This window comes from Myroides albus (assembly GCF_024722315.1).
Classification (GTDB): domain Bacteria; phylum Bacteroidota; class Bacteroidia; order Flavobacteriales; family Flavobacteriaceae; genus Flavobacterium; species Flavobacterium album_A.
In genome coordinates this window covers 3,098,163-3,112,517 of record NZ_CP102754.1, presented here as the reverse complement: position 1 = coordinate 3,112,517, position 14,355 = coordinate 3,098,163, and the positions used below count along the sequence as shown (strand labels likewise).

The following is a 14,355-nucleotide window of genomic DNA, read 5'->3' as shown; positions in this document are numbered from 1 at the left end:
CCCCTTTCATCTTTAGTTAGTGCTCTTGGCAAGCTAATACTGCCTGAAAAAACGCGTTATTCTCTAATAGCGCGTTTTTTATACTTATTACCTTTAAGCTCCCATGTATACAAAGCTCTGTCCTGCTTGTTCAAAAGCAATATACTGATTGATCAACTCTTGAGCCTCTTTCTCTGATAACAACCCTTTTACTTGAGCGATTACTTGACCATTGAGATTTAACACATCAAACAATTCAGCCGTTCTTTGCATAACTGCTCTAATTATCTCTATATGTACTTGTTTCATATATTTACTATGAGTACGCAAAGTATCCTCGAGTTGTTCCTTACTTTTTGCCTCATTGTTTTCTTGGTAATAATCAATATCAACCATATCGTAAATTATACGTTCAAATAAAAAGTCTTGTATATTCTTGGCCAAGAAATCTCCTACCTCCTGGTCGTGATAAAGAAATACAATAGGAACATCACTTCCCTTTTGTGCTCCAAAGTAAAAACAGTACAAATCATGTGCTCGATTCATAGCAAAAGGCACAAACTTTTGACTTAAATCTACCTTCTATAATCCTCTGGATCAGCCAACCAATCCATCTCCTGTACAACATCCTCATTGGTTAATAATTCGAAATCAGTACTGTGATAAAGTAATGGAGGAAAACCTTTGCGCTCTGGCTCCAATAAATAGTAACTCCTGGTCAAAGGAGCTCCCTAATCCAACAACCTATCAGCCTCCATTTGTTTAAATACCTGTGGATAAACACCCCCTATTCTATCTTCTAACTCGCTTAATTTCATCTCAATACTTTTATATTTACACTTTTTATACTTAACTTTATAAGACAAATTTTCAATAAAATGAACGCAACTAACCAAAAGGATAAACATATCGTTAAACAGACTTTTATTTGTTTACTTATACCCTTACTTATTTACTTGAGTATCTATGTGGTGTTTTTTTATGTTGGTTATAATTTATTAATGTTATACCTAAATCCAGAAGTAGGCCTATCATTTATAGTATTGGCTATATGGCCAATTATCACTTTTATAGTCGGTTCTTCTCTATGTTATTTAACGGCTATTAAATATTTGAAAAAATACAACTTAAATAATCCTGCTACAAAAATAGTTGTATTCTACTTCTTAAGCCTTTTGGTTAGTTTTTTACTTTTTTGTATGCTCTTAGATTTCCAATATACAATCAAGCTGTATTTTAGTGCACATATATTTTTCGATACCCTATTTGCTTTACTGGCAATTATGCACTTTAACAAGCTTGCGAAATCTCAAGAGAAAAAGTCAATCTAAAACCATTTTGTTTTTGCCTGTCTAATCACTTTTTATTAATAGTATTCAAACACAATCTTGCTATTATATAAGATATACAAACAAAGACGATTAATATTTGTAAAAGACATTGATTAAATAATTAAATTTAATCACGTTACAACAAAATGAATACCTTTTATGAATACCATCAAATGGCTTCCTAGCCTAACAATTCCCCCCAACTTTATTTGTTGCGATTTCATTTGTGTTACTGCATTTTTTCTTAAAGATTTGGCCCATGGTCAACTATACTTCAATGCAGGGGCTTATTGAAATACTGGGTATAATTATATTTCTTGCTGCAGTGCCAGTTTTAATTATCATCAATATTTATTTGTATTATAAAATAGCAAACTACCTCATGCCTGAGGGCAAATACAATCACAAAATAAAGTTATTTGTCAACATCTTTTTACTTTGTTTAAATATTGTTTTAGGTATAATATTCTTTTATGTCCAGTCCATCTATATTTGGACGTATCCCATCATCTTTATCTTAACCAACATCATCGTATTTTGGTATTTTTACAAGAGAAGGTTCGCATAATCATAAACTAAAAAAGGGATTGACCTGTACTACAACGAGTCAATCCCCTTTTTAGTAATAATACTAAAGTATATATATCTAATACTTACTACTGTTATTTATTGCATTACTTCACTGCATCTCTTGTTTTTAAAATAGAGGAATCATCCATCTCACTCCAATATACAACTGATGCTCATCGTTGTCTTTGGGTTTTTGCTGTACTTTCTTATAATCATAATCAATATAGCTGTAAACAGCAAACAGTCGAAGGTCTTTAAATAACTTTTCTTCAAATGGATAGTACTCTATAGCCCCCATAATTCCCTTTTGGGCGTAGGCAATATTGGCATCTAAATCATCTCGGTAGTTATACATTGCTTTGACAAAAGGAGAAACTTTATTAAACTTATACCTTAGCGTCATCGTGGTTGTATTATCCTTTACATAAGTAGTGTTTTCTTTGTGCTGTATCAAATCAAGTTGAGCGTCCTTTACATTTCTATATCCATACATCCAATCAAGCTCCATCATCCACTTGTCCACACTTACGCGATTACCAAGAGTAACCCAATTATAGTAACGGTTGCTATTATGTTGCATTAAACCATAACCATAACGAGTTTGTAGATGATTGTTAAATAGATTTCCCTCCCATAAGAAAAGCCCTCCATAAGCCTTGTCTTTATACTTTAAATCAACATACTGGGTACCTGCAGAAATACCTTGTAACTTAAAAGACTGTCCACTGGTTTTGTAAGCAATACTCGCACCAGGAGCAAATAGATCCATAGATCCGAGCATATTGGTATACATATACTGGTCAGAACCATTATAGCTAAACTCCATACTTCCCCAAGCTATGAATTGTTTACCGATACTTAAAGTCCAATGCTCATTGGGATTATACTCTAAATAAGCGAACTCCAATGCATTGGAAGCCACTGATTCATTTAGACGATAACGCATCGAGAATGAAAACTTATCTTGATAATTAGCTTTTACATAGACTCGGGACTGTTGCAAACGAAAACGACTATCGGTAGTCTCGCTTCCCTTAACTTTAGTATAGTTTTCATAACGAGAATCTAAAAACGCATTAAAACTGCTGTTCTTCACTTTCTGAGGCTCTTTGTTTGTTCCAAGCTCTGGTAGGACAAGCTCCAGTAGTGTTTGGTGTTCACCAGTATTACTCTGACTTGTTTTCTCAAGATTACCCGGCTGTGACTGCTGAGCAAACAAACTAAGATGACTAACAAGCAGGGCTCCAACCATTAATTTTACTTTCATATTTCTATTTTTTTATGATGCTTTAAACCAATAACTGCAAGATGCAACACATATTTTAACAAAGCATTAATTACCAATAATATCTAAATATTTTAAACTTATAGACTAAATTACAAAAACATAATTACAAAACATTTACGCATTCTATTTAATTTATAAAATAATCACAATTACAACAAATACAACATTAACAAATATTAACTACTTTAAAGACTGTATCGATTCTCAAACAGTAGAACTTCTACTTGCCCAAACTTGAGTAGCTTACCGTATTATTTTTACGAGTTTTAACAACATTTTGACCATTTTGCTCTACTGTTAATGGGAATAAATCGTATATTTGTGACATCTATATGTATAAAACAGACATTTTTAGACCTTGAAAAAGTTATTTTCCATATTATTCCTTTTCCTTTCAGTCTTAGCCAGTGCTAATCCTCTTTTGGATATGAACTGCTTAGATACTGAGATGGTATGTGGTATGGATATGTCTAAGATGCAGGATATGTCTTGCTGTTCGGATATGAATCACAACGCCAATCAATCCTCACCTATGGATATGATGTGTTGCATAGCACCAAGAGTGGTTGTATCAAACACAGACTTACAAACAGAACAAACACAAACTGTTTCTATTGTAAAAGCTAAAAAGGCAAGCATTATTCGTACTAAATGGTTTAATTCAAATTACTTATCTGACCTTAAATTTGTAGATACAGTTTCTGTTACTACAACTACATTTGACGTAGATGGTCACAAATATCAAGCTTTAGATAGGCTTTCCTATATCTGTATTTATAGAATTTGATTCCTTTTTACTTCTGGTTTGTTTAGCCGGTATTACTTTATGGGCTAAAACAAACACCTTTAAGATTGAACTGTTCAATCTCTTAAATCCAATTTATTTATAAACCATATCGCAGTTTAGTTCACCTTTATTTTTAAAGATAAACTATGTATGTCTTGGTAGGCTATTTCTTTAGCTAAAGCTGGACATAGATTATTTATACTTTAATAATACTAAGTATTCTATCACTGTGGTCTTATAGCTCTATTGATATAGATGCTATAAAGATTGGTTTATTAAAAGAAGGTAATCAATTTTATAAAATCAATTTACTATGCTTAATAAAATCATTAAGTACTTTCTCAACAACCGCATAATAACCATCTTGTTATTGGTTCTTGTGGTTGTATGGGGATTAATCACTGCGCCTTTTAACTGGCACAACAATATACTTCCGAGTGACCCTGTTCCTGTTGATGCAATTCCTGATATTGGTGAGAACCAACAGATTGTAGCAACAGAGTGGATGGGAAGATCACCTAAAGATATACAAGAACAAATCACCTATCCTCTAACTACATCCTTACTTGGGATCCCAGGGGTGAAGACCATTCGCAGTAGCTCCATGTTCGGAATGAGTTTTATCTACATCATCTTCGAAGAAGACGTTGAGTTTTACTGGAGTCGTTCTCGAATACTTGAAAAGCTTAATTCACTTCCAGCAGGAACACTTCCTCAAGATGTAATACCTTCCTTAGGTCCTGATGCTACAGCATTGGGCCAAGTATACTGGTACACCTTAGAAGGGCGTAATCCTCAGACAGGAGAGCCTACAGGTGGTTGGGATCCTGACGAATTGCGCACTATTCAAGACTTTTATGCAAAGTACAGCTTAGCATCTGCCGAGGGAGTTGCTGAAGTAGGATCAATTGGTGGGTATATCAAAGAATATCAAGTAGAAGTCAATCCAGATGCCATGCGTGCTTATAACGTTTCGATAATGGATGTGATGACTGCTATACAAAAGAGCAACCTCGACATAGGGGCAGAAACTATTGAGATCAATAAAGCAGAATACCTTGTTCGAGGATTGGGATATATTAAAAGCGTCAATGACCTTGAAGAAGCAGTAGTAACTGTTCGAAATAGCGTACCTGTAAAGATAAAAGATGTTGCTTTTGTCAACTTAGGTCCTTCTACACGTCGAGGCGGTTTAGATAAAGAAGGTATAGAAGCTGTTGGTGGTGTTGTGGTTGCGAGATACGGCGCTAATCCAATGCATGTAATCAACAATGTAAAGAGTAAAATCGAAGAAATGCAAGCAGGATTGCCTCAGAAGACACTTGCAGATGGTACAATTTCTAAAGTAACAGTAGTTCCTTTTTATGATCGTTCCGGTTTAATACAAGAGACAATTGGCACCCTCGAATCTGCTCTTGCACACGAAATCCTTATCAGTATTATCGTTGTTATCGTGTTGGTTATAAACCTGCGTGCTTCGATTATTATTTCCAGTATCCTTCCAATAGGAGTACTCGCTACCTTTATCATCATGAAATACATGGGCATTGATGCCAATATTGTTGCCTTATCAGGTATTGCCATTGCTATTGGAGTTATGGTTGATGTAGGCGTCGTCTTTGTCGAGAGCATTATTCGGTATATGGAAGAAGAACGAGCTAAAGGAGTGGAGAGTCGCGGGCAGGCTTTTGTCAATCTGATTTCAAAAGCGGTATCAGAAGTATCAGGTGCATTAACTACAGCCATGCTAACTACCATAATCAGCTTCCTTCCAGTTTTTGCCATGGAGGCACAAGAAGGAAAACTGTTTAAACCATTGGCTTATACCAAAACATTTGCACTTACCTCAGCATTCTTATTGGGGATACTGGTATTACCAACAATTGCTTATTACGTGTATTCGGCTAAGTTTGACAGTAAAAAACTGCGCAAGATTGCCAATATATTACTAATTATAGCAGGGCTTGGTGTTACTATATTCACGGGTAACTTAATCGCTATCGCTTTAGTATTAGTGGGTATTAACAATTTATTTACTCCTAAATACAAAACAGAGCAACTTGCCAATTACATCAATATTGCCATTACACTATTAGTAGCTGTGTACTACCTTACAGTAGAATGGTTACCACTTGGTACCCAGCAAAGCACGAGCCTAAACTTTATATTCGTTATTTTGGCCATTGGCGTGATATTAGGTATTCTTTGGTTACTTGTTATTTACTATGAAAATATCCTAAGATGGGCATTAGCTCATCGTTGGAAATTCATGAGTATTCCACTTGTAACTCTACTGTTTGGAACCTTAGCTTGGCTTGGTTTTAATACCACCTTTGGCTTTATGGCCAGCTCACTTGAAACTGTAGGATGGAAATCTGTCCGTGAGACGGCCTTTTGGCAAAAGTCTTCAGAGGTATTTCCTGGTATTGGTCAAGAATTTATGCCGAGTTTAAACGAAGGATCCTTCCTGCTTATGCCTACTTCAATGCCCCATACTGGTATTGAGCAAAACCTGCAATTCATAGGTACTTTAGATAAGCGCATTACAAATATACCGGAGGTAGAATTGACAGTTGGAAAATGGGGACGAGTAAACTCAGCCCTTGACCCTGCTCCTACACAAATGTTCGAAAATACAATCAACTATAGGTCCGAGTATATCTTAGACGAAAATGGAAAACGCCAACGATTCAAAACAACTAAAAAAGGCGAATTTGAATTAATAGATGGTACAACTTACCATCCTGATAACGGGTTTAGATTAGTCCCAAAGGATAGTTTAATCATGGATCAGAATGGTAAATTCTTCCGTCAATGGCGACCAGAAATCAAAAAAGCGGATGATATCTGGCAAGAGATTGTCAATGTATCACATATCCCTGGGGTAACCTCAGCTCCAAAATTACAACCTATTGAAGCAAGACTTGTCATGCTATCAACTGGGATGAGAGCGCCTATGGGGCTTAAGGTATCAGGACCGGACTTAGAATCCATCGAATCTGGAGGAAAAGCATTAGAAGCGGCTTTAAAGTCCATTCCTTCGATCATGCCATCTACTGTATTCTATGACAGAGCTGTGGGAGCTCCTTATATAGAAATTCACCTAAATCGCCATAAAATGGCTCGTTATGGTGTTACAGTTGCAGACTTGCAAGAAGTCATTGGTACAGCCATTGGAGGAATGTCACTTACCACAACTGTGGAAGGCAGAGAGAGATTCCCGGTACGCCTGCGCTACCCAAGAGAATTAAGAGATAATCCTGAAGCTTTAGCCAAACTAATTGTCCCTACAGCTACAGGAGTACAAATTCCCTTAAGTGAAGTAGCCGATATTGAATATGCGAAAGGTTCTCAGATGATTCAAAGTGAGAATACTTTTCTACTGGGCTATGTCATCTTTGATAAAATAAGTGGTAAAGCAGAAGTAGATGTAGTACATGAAGCAGATAAGTTATTAAAAGAAAAAATAGCCTCTGGAGAACTTACCTTACCTAAAGGAGTGTCTTATAAATTTGCTGGAAATTACGAGCAACAAGAAAGAGCGTCACAACGCCTTTTAATTGTGGTTCCCTTGAGTTTAATTGCTATCCTTTTAATACTGTATTTTCAATTCAAAACCATTACAGCATCACTGATTCACTTCTCTGGAGTATTTGTTGCATTTGCTGGAGGTTTTATTCTACTGTGGCTTTATGGGCAACCTTGGTTTATGAACTTCTCTATCGGAGATATGAATATGAGAGATTTGTTCCAAATGCACAATATAAATCTGAGTATAGCTGTATGGGTAGGTTTTATTGCTCTATTTGGGCTTGCGACAAATGACGGGGTATTAATGGGTACCTATATCCACGATACCTTTGTTGAGAGAGATCCACAGACAAAAGACGAAATCCGTGAGGCAGTTGTCTATGCAGGACTCAAACGTGTAAGACCCGCTGCTATGACTACTGCAACAGCTTTGATTGCCTTACTTCCTGTGATGACATCCACAGGTAAAGGAGCAGAAATCATGGTACCAATGGCTATTCCAACCTTTGGAGGAATGCTTATTCAGTCAATGACCATGTTTGTAGTTCCTGTATTTCAATGTTGGTGGAGAGAATGGGCCATAAGCAAAGACAAACGCAAATAAACAGTGTAATTCTCTGTTTTTGTCATTAATCATTCTGTGAAAACACACGGAAATTACAGATCTAAAAGCAACAAAAGATGAATAAAAGTAACATGTATATATATTTAGCTTCGGCTTTCTTAGCAGTGACCAGTTTCACTGCTAAAGCTGTAGCGCAAGAACAACCCAAGGACTCTTTAGCACACTATATCAATGTAGCTATCCAGAATAATCCTGCGATAAAATCACAGCACTTAGCCTATCAAGCTTTTGAAAAGAAAATTGATCAGGCAGGGGCTTTTCAAGATCCAGAATTATCACTTGGTTTTTATACTAAACCAATGGATATCGTAGGTGGACGACAAGTAGGTGATATCACTCTAATGCAAATGTTGCCTTGGTTTGGAACTCGTAAAAGTGCCAGACAAGAAGCTTCTCATATGGCACAAATGCAGTATCAAGAATACCTTGAAGGTAAAGAAACAACTGTGCTGCAAGTCTACTCTCAATGGTACATCTTACAGAAACTTGAACAACAACTCGAGAATGCAAAACAAAACAAAAGCTTGTTGGAACAGTTAGAGCAACTTTCACTCAAAAGGTTCTCTGCTCCTAGCTCATCAGGCACTAACAGTAGTGCTTCGATGAATACTTCACCCACTACCCCTACCACTTCACAAGGTGCTGCAAGTAGTATGGGAGGCATGAGTATGGGAGGCAATTCAAATACAAACGCAGCTACTGCAAAATCAACAACTACATCCAATAATGCAATGTCTTCGGGTGGTGGAATGAGTAGTATGGGTGGAAGCTCTTCATCGGGAATGTCTGATGTGTTGCGTATTCGATTAGAAGTTATTGAAATCGAAAATACTATTGAGAGTTTACAATCACAAATAAAAGCAGAAAAGGTAAAATTCAACGCTTTATTAAATAGAGAAGCAAACTGTGAAATCGCAGTAGATAAAAACATTGAGAAAGTTGATTTCCTAATAAGTGAAGACGATGTCCTTGACAACATCGCGGATAACAACCCAATGCTTGGTATGATTACAGAGCAAGGTTTGGCCTATAAAGCTAAATCAGAAATGGACAAAAAGATGAGCTATCCCATGATAGGTTTGGGTGTGCAGTATATGATTATTGGCAAGACCAATGACCCTATGCTTGCTATGGGAAGTATGAATGGGAATGACATGATAATGCCCATGGTAACCGTTACTCTACCTATATTTAGAAAAAAGTATAACTCTCAGCAAGAAGAAGGCAAGCTATGGTGGAAATCAAGTGATGAAAACTTACAAAATACACTAAATACACTTAAAGCTGAATACTATAGTTTCAAAAGCCAATTAGAAGACACCCAGCGTACTATCACCCTTTATGGCAAGCAAAGTACACTGGCAGAGACGACTTTTAATCTAATAGTCAAGGAATTTGTTTCCGGGAAAAGCGATTTGACCAATGTCATTCAAGTGCAAAGACAACTTTTAGATTATCAATTGAAAAAAGCAGAAGCTATTGCCAACTACAACACTTTGGTAGCTTCAATCAACAAACTAATGGCTGTAGGTAGTCATTCACAAAATCAATAATTATGGATAAAATAAAAAATATATTCAAAAATAATATCGTAAAATACATCTCTATTTTACTGATTGGATTACTACTTGGATGGTTAGTTTTTGGTGGAGCTGCTACCCATGAGCACAATGCAGAAGAAGCACCAACTACAGAAGCTGCTACTGTATGGACATGTTCTATGCATCCACAAATAAAAATGGACAAACCAGGTAAATGTCCTTTGTGTGCTATGGATTTAATCCCGCTTAAATCATCTGACGCGTCAGATGACACCATTGATGACAGTGCTATACAGATGTCTAAAGAAGCAGTTGCTCTTGCCAATATTCAAACCACCAGAGTGAGCCGAAAAGACCCTGTTAAAGACATACAGCTTTACGGTACGATTCAAGTAGATGAAAGATTACAACAATCTCAAACATCTCATGTTAACGGGCGTATTGAAAAACTAAATGTAAACTTTACTGGTGAGTCTGTAAGACAAGGACAATTGATTGCTACAATCTACTCACCTGAGCTTCTAACAGCTCAACAAGAACTTTTAGAAGCAGTTAAATTAAAAGACTTTCAACCCCTTTTAGTAGATGCAGCTAAAGAGAAACTGCGTTTATGGAAAATGTCTGAAAGCCAAATTAACAATGTGCTCAACACAGGTAAAGTTTCACCATACGTAAACGTATATGCCAATACAAGTGGTATTGTAGTTACCAAAAATGTCAGTGAAGGAGATTATATCTCACAAGGTTCTGTACTATATAGCGTATCAAACCTTTCTAAGATATGGGCGGTATTCGACGCATATGAAAACGACTTGCCTTTCCTGAAAGTGGGAGATAATTTAGAATATACATTGCAAAGCTTGCCAGGAAAAGTCTATTCAGGCAAGATAGCTTTTATCAATCCCATTATTGACGCTACTACGCGCACGGCCAAAATACGCGTAGAGACAAACAATGCAGACAATTTACTCAAACCAGAGATGTACGCTAATGCGCGTATAAAAGCACCGATGAAAGAGTACAAAAATGAAATGGTCATTCCCAAATCTGCTGTATTATGGACAGGAAAGCGCTCAATTATATACGTTAAACAACAAGGAACTTCCACACCAGCATTTTTGATGAGAGAGATTGTATTAGGTCCATCTCTTGGCGATAATTACGTGGTTATGTCTGGTTTGAATGACAAAGAGGAAATCGTTACAAATGGCGTATTTACCATTGATGCTTCTGCTCAATTGGAAGGAAAAAAGAGCATGATGAATAATGAAGAAACAGTACCTCAGACAGGTCATAGCGGACATGCTATGGATTCAGACAACCACAGTGAAGATCAAAAAGGAGATCACGCCATGTTTAAAGTAGCTGGTAATTGCGGTTTGTGTAAAGAACGAATCGAAACAGCTGCCAAAACTGTTGCTGGTGTAATATCAGTAGATTGGATTGTCGATACAAAACAACTGCACCTAAATTACGATAAAAGCAAGACAACTAAACAAGCAGTCAGTCAAGCAATTGCAAAAATTGGTCACGATACAGAATTTCACAAAGCAACAGAAAAAGATTATGTAAATTTACATAGCTGCTGCCAATATGAACGATTATAAATTGAGTAAATTAACAAATAGAAGAATAACAATATGAAAAAAGTAATTTTTACGGTTGCTATACTTGCAATCTCATTTGCTTCGTGCAACGACAAGAACAAAAAAGAAGATCATACAGGACATGATCACAAAACAGAGCAAACAACTACTGATGCTAATCACCATCACGTAGCGGACACTACTGAGAGTGAAGGTACTGCTATTAAACAATCTGCAACTCTAAGTCCTATTTTAAATGCTTATTTCGAAATGAAAAAAGCGCTGCAAGAAGATAATTTAGAAAGCGCAACAAAAGCAAGTGAAAAACTTGTAACAGCGATTGAAGTAACACAATCTTTGCTTAAAGAAGACGCTGATAAAGAGTTGTTAGCTAAAATAGAAACTGACGCTAAAGAATTAGTTGCTGGAGATATTAAAGTAAAAAGAGCTCATTTTGAAACTTTGAGTCATAACTTAAAAGCGCTAATTCAATCCGTTGGTTCCGATAGAGTAGTTTACCAACAATATTGCCCAATGTATGAACAAAAAGGCGGTATGTGGTTAAGTGACGAAAAAGATCTTAAAAACCCACTATTTGGAGCTTCTATGCTTAAATGTGGGATGACTCAAGAGACATTTAATCCTGAGGCATAACAATTTTTCATGATGTGATTAAAAAACGGGTGTTGCAACAATTTGCACACCCGCTTTTGTTTATTTTTTAACCATTACAGGTCTAAGTCCCCCAAATATAAACTCTACTTCATCCTCACTGATTCTTTTAAATTCATAGAGAGTTTCAACTCCCATTGCAGAAATACTAAGTTTATAATAATCAGATTTATAAACCTGTTGAACTTCAAAAACGGAATCATCAACCTTTATAGTTTGTTCAATCATTTGTTTATAACACATAGCTCCTCCTATAAAAAAAACACAAAAATCATCAGGCTTAATTCTAAAACCAGAATAGTTATATTCACCATTATTTTTGTGAACCCAATCACCGTGTAACCACTCTGGGGTTTTAATCTGCTTTGATTTAGAAATTCCCTGCTCTGTTCCTTGAGCATTGCCTGACGAATTACTATCGTCAGAAGAACACGATACAACCATGAATAAAGCCATAGTCAACATAAATATTCTCTTTATCATAACCATTAAATTTTATAACAGACTTAACAGCAATCCCCTAATTAAAAAAAATATAACTATAAATTACAAGCAAAGAGCGATTAAACACCATAAAACGGCTAAAACAAAAAACATCAACTACTTACTTTAAAACAACACAGATAGAGCAGAAAACTAAAACTCCTAAATTATAAAACTATTCCCCTACTTATAAACTCTTGAATTAAAACACCATTAATTCCCCCTATAATTTATAAGTTAAAAAGTAATACCTTTGAAAAGTACAAACTATTTAACCTATTACAATGTCGTTGAGATTCATCACCATAGTCTTATTATTTACAAGTATTAATACGTTTTCTTTCCAAAACAAAAAACCATGTAACAAGGCCTATCAGCACTTAGACGATGCAATCTTAAGTTTTGAAAAAGCCTACCGAACAGATCATTCAAAAGATTTGAGAAACTTCACCAATAAGGCTAAAAACTCTTTATTAAAAGCAATGAATGCTGCCAAAGAATGTGGATGCACAGATGCATTATCTGCCGCTTTAGATGGGGCAATTGAAACTAAAAAGGTAATGAAAGCAAACAACTTCGAAGATGCTCTTTACTATGTAAGTATGTCGAGAAATTATACCGAGGAGGCATTGGAATATATGAGTGATTGTCTTTTGGAATACGAAGTATTATTTGAAGGCAAAGTTTTAGATAGCCTTCCCCTACCCAAAGAACCGCACTCTATTATCGCTATAGATTCTCTTGGATGGGCAAAATAATTCGATACTATTATTGTGGAGCAATTGACGCAAGAACTTATAGGTATTGTCTGTTTAACCTCACCACTTTATTTAAACCTACTTTATGCTATAAAAGTCAAGACTACCACAATACATGAGTTTAGAACAATAGAATTAGTTGTTGTGTTACCTGATTATTTATATACAGTAAAAGCGATAGTGGACTACCGCTTTTACTATGGTTATTGAATATTATTTAACTCTATCGCTCACAAAGGCAATTACAGACAATAATCTCACTTGCAACACAAGTATTTCTATCTTTATTGATTCATGTCTTTATAAGTTGGACGCTTATCCTCCATATACTCTCCCAAGACATTCAAATACTGAGTCACCTCTTTGAGTTTTTCTAAAGCTTTGTAATACAAATCATAATTGTTGTTTGTCAATACAACATTTACGTGAAACGAATATTGAAATACAGTACCTGATAAAGGTACAGACTGTATTTTAGTTAAATTAAGCTCATGATTGGCCAGAATCTCTAATACTTTACTTAATCTACCTTGTTTGTGATCGGTATAAAAAAACAGAGTCGCTTTGTTGAAATCTTTGACAAGCATAGGTTGGGTACCTACCAAATAAAAACGAGTATAGTTGTCATATACATCGTGAATATCCTGGGCTAATATCTCTAAATCATACATTTGAGCAGCAAGTTTTGAGCCTATAGAAGCTACACCATACATTTGCTTTTCTTGGATATTTCTGGCGCAAGTAGCTGTATCATCCATAGCTAAACGCTGCCATGATTCATGCTTATCTAAAAAGTTTTCACATTGCAAAAGTGCCATTGGATGGGTTCTCACTTCTGTAATATCCTCTAACTTCTGCCCTTTTAAGACCAAAAGGTTGTGCTTTATAGGAAGGGCAATCTCACCTCCTATATAAAGCTTATTCTTAGTCATTAAAGAATAATTAGGCAAGATTGAACCTGCAATAGAATTTTCAATTGCCATCATTCCCAAATCTACCTTTTTATCAACCACCTGTCTTACAAGTGAGTTAAAGGTAGGACTATCGACAATTTCTACTTGTTCTTGTTTAAAAAAACGCGTTACGGCTTCATGGTGAAATGAGCCTTTAATTCCTTGAATAATTACTGATTTCATTATTAGTTTGTTTGGGGTTCGAATAAGACTACCAAAGTTATAAGATTAAATTAATACACAAGGGAGTA

The 14,355-nt window shown here is 35.8% G+C and carries 12 protein-coding genes; 7 read left to right on the top strand and 5 right to left on the bottom strand.

What is annotated here, in order from left to right; translation table 11 throughout:
* Positions 1-93: 93 nt before the first annotated feature.
* Positions 94-525 carry a hypothetical protein gene (locus NWE55_RS13895; RefSeq protein ID WP_155092664.1) on the bottom strand — a complete coding sequence of 144 codons (432 nt, stop codon included), beginning with the start codon at positions 523-525 and terminating at the stop codon, positions 94-96.
* A gap of 29 nt (positions 526-554) precedes the next feature.
* Entirely contained in the window at positions 555-701 is a 147-nt protein-coding gene (locus NWE55_RS13890; RefSeq protein ID WP_155092663.1) for a hypothetical protein, read from the bottom strand.
* Between the two features lie 156 nt (positions 702-857).
* Between NWE55_RS13890 and NWE55_RS13885 the strand changes: the two genes are divergently transcribed.
* A complete protein-coding gene (locus tag NWE55_RS13885; protein WP_155092662.1) occupies positions 858-1,310 on the top strand; it encodes a hypothetical protein in 453 nt (150 codons plus the stop codon).
* A gap of 697 nt (positions 1,311-2,007) precedes the next feature.
* Here the strand turns inward: NWE55_RS13885 and NWE55_RS13880 are convergent.
* Entirely contained in the window at positions 2,008-3,147 is a 1,140-nt protein-coding gene (locus NWE55_RS13880; RefSeq protein ID WP_155092661.1) for a porin, read from the bottom strand.
* 379 nt (positions 3,148-3,526) lie between these two features.
* Between NWE55_RS13880 and NWE55_RS13875 the strand changes: the two genes are divergently transcribed.
* The 5 genes from NWE55_RS13875 (at position 3,527) to NWE55_RS13855 (ending at position 11,892) form a co-directional block, all read left to right on the top strand.
* Entirely contained in the window at positions 3,527-3,955 is a 429-nt protein-coding gene (locus tag NWE55_RS13875) for a hypothetical protein (protein ID WP_258204267.1), read from the top strand.
* 313 nt (positions 3,956-4,268) lie between these two features.
* Positions 4,269-8,090, top strand: a complete 3,822-nt coding sequence (locus tag NWE55_RS13870) for an efflux RND transporter permease subunit (RefSeq protein ID WP_258204266.1) — start codon at positions 4,269-4,271, stop codon at positions 8,088-8,090.
* A 77-nt stretch (positions 8,091-8,167) separates the two neighbouring features.
* Complete coding sequence (locus tag NWE55_RS13865) at positions 8,168-9,664, top strand: TolC family protein (protein ID WP_155092659.1); 1,497 nt, start codon at positions 8,168-8,170, stop codon at positions 9,662-9,664.
* 2 nt (positions 9,665-9,666) lie between these two features.
* Entirely contained in the window at positions 9,667-11,259 is a 1,593-nt protein-coding gene (locus NWE55_RS13860) for an efflux RND transporter periplasmic adaptor subunit (protein ID WP_258204265.1), read from the top strand.
* A gap of 33 nt (positions 11,260-11,292) precedes the next feature.
* Complete coding sequence (locus NWE55_RS13855) at positions 11,293-11,892, top strand: DUF3347 domain-containing protein (protein WP_155092657.1); 600 nt, start codon at positions 11,293-11,295, stop codon at positions 11,890-11,892.
* A gap of 60 nt (positions 11,893-11,952) precedes the next feature.
* On the opposite strand, the gene NWE55_RS13850 is transcribed toward NWE55_RS13855, so the two are convergent.
* Entirely contained in the window at positions 11,953-12,393 is a 441-nt protein-coding gene (locus tag NWE55_RS13850; protein ID WP_258204264.1) for a hypothetical protein, read from the bottom strand.
* A 284-nt stretch (positions 12,394-12,677) separates the two neighbouring features.
* Here NWE55_RS13850 and NWE55_RS13845 point away from each other — a divergent pair, with 284 nt between their 5' ends.
* Positions 12,678-13,151 carry a hypothetical protein gene (locus NWE55_RS13845; protein WP_155092655.1) on the top strand — a complete coding sequence of 158 codons (474 nt, stop codon included), beginning with the start codon at positions 12,678-12,680 and terminating at the stop codon, positions 13,149-13,151.
* Positions 13,152-13,435: 284 nt separating this feature from the next.
* On the opposite strand, the gene NWE55_RS13840 is transcribed toward NWE55_RS13845, so the two are convergent.
* Positions 13,436-14,287 carry a prephenate dehydratase gene (locus NWE55_RS13840; RefSeq protein WP_155092654.1) on the bottom strand — a complete coding sequence of 284 codons (852 nt, stop codon included), beginning with the start codon at positions 14,285-14,287 and terminating at the stop codon, positions 13,436-13,438.
* Positions 14,288-14,355: the final 68 nt, after the last annotated feature.

Excerpts from the sequence above, each read along its gene's own strand:
- NWE55_RS13895 (WP_155092664.1), bottom strand. The coding sequence starts at position 525 with ATGAATCGAGCACATGATTTGTACTGTTTTTACTTTGGAGCACAAAAG.
- NWE55_RS13885 (WP_155092662.1), top strand. The coding sequence starts at position 858 with ATGAACGCAACTAACCAAAAGGATAAACATATCGTTAAACAGACTTTT.
- NWE55_RS13880 (WP_155092661.1), bottom strand. The coding sequence starts at position 3,147 with ATGAAAGTAAAATTAATGGTTGGAGCCCTGCTTGTTAGTCATCTTAGT.
- NWE55_RS13870 (WP_258204266.1), top strand. The coding sequence starts at position 4,269 with ATGCTTAATAAAATCATTAAGTACTTTCTCAACAACCGCATAATAACC.
- NWE55_RS13865 (WP_155092659.1), top strand. The coding sequence starts at position 8,168 with ATGAATAAAAGTAACATGTATATATATTTAGCTTCGGCTTTCTTAGCA.
- NWE55_RS13860 (WP_258204265.1), top strand. The coding sequence starts at position 9,667 with ATGGATAAAATAAAAAATATATTCAAAAATAATATCGTAAAATACATC.
- NWE55_RS13855 (WP_155092657.1), top strand. The coding sequence starts at position 11,293 with ATGAAAAAAGTAATTTTTACGGTTGCTATACTTGCAATCTCATTTGCT.
- NWE55_RS13850 (WP_258204264.1), bottom strand. The coding sequence starts at position 12,393 with ATGATAAAGAGAATATTTATGTTGACTATGGCTTTATTCATGGTTGTA.
- NWE55_RS13845 (WP_155092655.1), top strand. The coding sequence starts at position 12,678 with ATGTCGTTGAGATTCATCACCATAGTCTTATTATTTACAAGTATTAAT.
- NWE55_RS13840 (WP_155092654.1), bottom strand. The coding sequence starts at position 14,287 with ATGAAATCAGTAATTATTCAAGGAATTAAAGGCTCATTTCACCATGAA.